Below are 2899 nucleotides of genomic sequence, written 5' to 3'. Positions count from 1 at the left end.
CTGCGCTTTCCGGGCCGCTTCCAAATGCTGCTGTTTTTCATCTTCATCCAGATGTTCCCGGTCTTTCTGGCGCTGGTGGCGGTCTATACGCTGCTCACGGCGCTGGGGCTGGTCAACACCTTCACCGGCCTGATTCTGGCCTACTCGGGCGGCGCGATTGCCTTCAATACCTGGATTTTCAAGGGTTATGTCGAGTCGCTGCCCGAATCGCTGGAAGAAGCGGCGATGGTGGACGGCGCGACCCGCTGGCAGACCTTCCTGCGCGTGGTGCTGCCGCTGTCGGGCGGGATGCTGGTCTTCATCTTCCTGAACCAGTTCATCGGCACCTACGCCGAATTCATCCTGGCGAGCGTGCTGCTGACCGGCGTGGAGCAGTGGACGGTGGGCGTGATGCTGCGTTCGTTCTCCAGCGGTCAGTTTTCGACCAAATGGGGCGTGTTCGCCGCTGCCGCGACCCTGGGGGCGCTGCCCATCGTGGCGCTGTTCTACTCGTTCCAGCAGTACTTCGTCGGCGGCGCAGTGGCTGGCGGCGTGAAGGAATGACCCCTCTGGGGTGACCCCCCTCCCGTTCGCCCTCTACTTCGTAGCTCTTTGAGTCCCCCGCAAGGAGAGAGGGTCAAAGACGCAAGTTTTCTTCTGTCTCATACCGTAAAAGTCCAAAATCGTTTCCCCCGCTTCCCCGGCGGGGGCTTTTCTTTTGGCCTTCTGCCATCCGCCATCTGCCTCCCTCCCCTTATCCTGACCCCATGACCCCCCCAGCCTTTCCCGCCCGCCTGCCCCTGCTGCTCGCCTTCGACCTGGACGGCACCCTGATTCGGGACGGGGGCACCGAGTTGCCCGACGCGACGGCGCAGGCCCTGGCGCGGCTACGCGGGCTGGGGGTCAAATTCGCCATCGTGACCGGGCGCGACACCCCGCCCCGCAGCGTGCGCGAAGGTGTGCAGCCGGACGCGGTGGCGACCAACAACGGCGGGCGGGTGGAGGTGGGCGCTGAGTTGCTGGCCCAGGCCGAGTTCTCGCTGGAGGACCTGGAGGCGGTGCTGGCGCACGAACTGGAGGGAGCGCGGCTGGTGCTGTTCACGCCCGACATGCTGTATGTGGACCTGCCCGCAGGCGTCCAGCCCGAACCCTGGATGCGGGCGCGGGGCTACCGTCCGCTGGCCGAAGCGCCCCAGGAAGGCATCGTCAAAGCGGGCTTCTACCACCCCGAAGTGGCGGCGCTGGCCCGGCGACTGCGCGAGTCTCACCCGCATCTGGTCTTGACGGGCGCACAGAACCCCTATCCGCATTTCTTGACCGTCACACCGACGGGCGCACACAAGGCGGCGGCCCTGGTGCAGATTGCGGGGGCGCTGGACGTGCCGATGGAAAACGTGGTGGCCTTTGGCGACAGCGACAACGACGAGGTCATGCTGGAAGTCGCCGGGTACGCCGTACAGGTCGGCACGCTGCCGCTGCTGGCCCGCCACGCCGACCACCAGTTGCCGGGACACGAGGCGCTGGGAGAGTATCTGAACGGGATTGCGGCGGCGCTGGAAGGGAAATAAAAAGGAGCGCTGAGCGGCAGGACATTTCCCTTGCCGCTCAGCGCCAGAATGTCGGCTCAGCGCAGCCTGAACGAATCGAGCATGTCGCGCCCGGCGGCGGCGACTTCGGGGCGGGTGCCTTCGGGGATGGCGAGGGTGGCGGTGTAGAGCTTGTCGCCCTTGAGGGTCATGACCTGTGTCCAGCGGTGGGTGACGCCCTGTTCCTTGCCGCTGTAGCTCCACAGCACGCCCAGGTTGCCGCCGAGTTTGACCGTCCTTTCGCCCAGCCACTTGAAGTCCTGCACGACGGTGGGCAGTTCCTCGGCCCGCACGTCCCGCGCCACGCCCAGGGTGCGGTTGACCTTGGACACGTCCTTGAGGTCGGTGACGATGACGGTGAAGCTGGGGTTGAGCTTGCCGCTCACCGCCGGGCCAGCCAGCGCCACACCCGCCAGCGAGGGGTCGCCCTGGTAGGTGTTCTTGAGCATGATCCAGCCGCCCGCTGCCGTGAGGGTAAATCCGGGCGCGGTCACCGTGTTCGTCTTGGCGACGGTGGGGGGCGTGGGGGCCGCGTTCTGGGCCGCCGCCAGGGGAGCGGCCAGCGAGAGCAGGGCCAGGGAAAGGACAGCGAATTTCATGCCCGTCAGGGTAGGGTCTGAAGGTGAGCCGAGTCTGACGAATCGTTCACTGCCGACAGTCGGGCGGCCTGTCCCGCCGCCAGATGCAGGTGATGGGTCAGGCCCGGCAGCGCGTCGGCCTCGCGGTGGGCGACGACCAGCAGGTGCGTGCCGCCCGTGACCAGTTCGGGGAGCAGCCCCAGAAACTGCGAACGGTGCGCGGCGTCTACGAAATCCAGTCCCTCATCCAGCAGCAGCAGCGTGGGGCGGTGAACCACAGCGCGGGCGAGCAGCAGTCGCCGCAGTTGCCCCTGCGAAAGCTTCTCGGCGGGGCGGGGGAGAAGGGCTGACAGGTCGAGCCGCTCGGCCAGTTCGTCCACCGCCCGCGTCTGTTCGGGGGTCAGGTCTTCGGCAAAGCCTTCCGTTCCGGCAAAAGCGCTTGCCAGCACGTCGCGCCCCGTCCACTCGCGCCCCGACAGGCTCAGGCGCTGCCGAATGCCCACCTCCGCCGACACCAGCCCGATGTGTCTGCGCCGCTCACTTTGCACGTCCCGCGTCAGGAAGGGCCGGGCCACGCTGCCGCCGAGCGCCGGGTGAAACTCGCCCGCAATCAGCCGCAGCAGGGTGCTTTTGCCGCTGCCGTTCTCGCCCGTGACCAGCCAGTGCTGCCCCGTTTCCCACGTCCAGCTCAGCGGGCCGAGGGCGCGGTGGCCGTTGCGGAACACCTCGGCGTGGTGAAGCTGGACGAGCGCGGAT

4 protein-coding genes are annotated in these 2899 nt (G+C 67.2%); 2 read left to right on the top strand and 2 right to left on the bottom strand.

The genetic code is table 11. The features are described 5' to 3' along the window. Positions 1-543: ABC transporter permease subunit (locus tag Q4C89_RS14615; RefSeq protein WP_303103355.1), on the top strand; the 543-nt coding region annotated here is incomplete at its 5' end. 203 nt (positions 544-746) lie between these two features. Continuing rightward, the gene (locus Q4C89_RS14610) at positions 747-1547 is read left to right on the top strand and encodes an HAD hydrolase family protein (protein WP_303103354.1); all 801 of its coding nucleotides are present in this window, start codon (positions 747-749) and stop codon (positions 1545-1547) included. 56 nt (positions 1548-1603) lie between these two features. Here Q4C89_RS14610 and Q4C89_RS14605 read toward each other — a convergent pair whose 3' ends face one another. After that, on the bottom strand, positions 1604-2164 hold the full coding sequence (locus tag Q4C89_RS14605; protein WP_303103353.1) for a hypothetical protein: 561 nt from the start codon (positions 2162-2164) through the stop codon (positions 1604-1606). 5 nt (positions 2165-2169) lie between these two features. Beyond that, a partial coding sequence (locus Q4C89_RS14600) for an ATP-binding cassette domain-containing protein (protein ID WP_303103352.1) occupies positions 2170-2899 on the bottom strand: 730 nt, incomplete at its 5' end.

The organism is Deinococcus sp. (assembly GCF_030523985.1).
Lineage (GTDB): Bacteria > Deinococcota > Deinococci > Deinococcales > Deinococcaceae > Deinococcus.
Note: the sequence above shows the minus strand (reverse complement) of the source record. Positions and strands in the feature narration are given on the sequence as shown.

Excerpts from the sequence above, each read along its gene's own strand:
- Q4C89_RS14610 (WP_303103354.1), top strand. The coding sequence starts at position 747 with ATGACCCCCCCAGCCTTTCCCGCCCGCCTGCCCCTGCTGCTCGCCTTC.
- Q4C89_RS14605 (WP_303103353.1), bottom strand. The coding sequence starts at position 2,164 with ATGAAATTCGCTGTCCTTTCCCTGGCCCTGCTCTCGCTGGCCGCTCCC.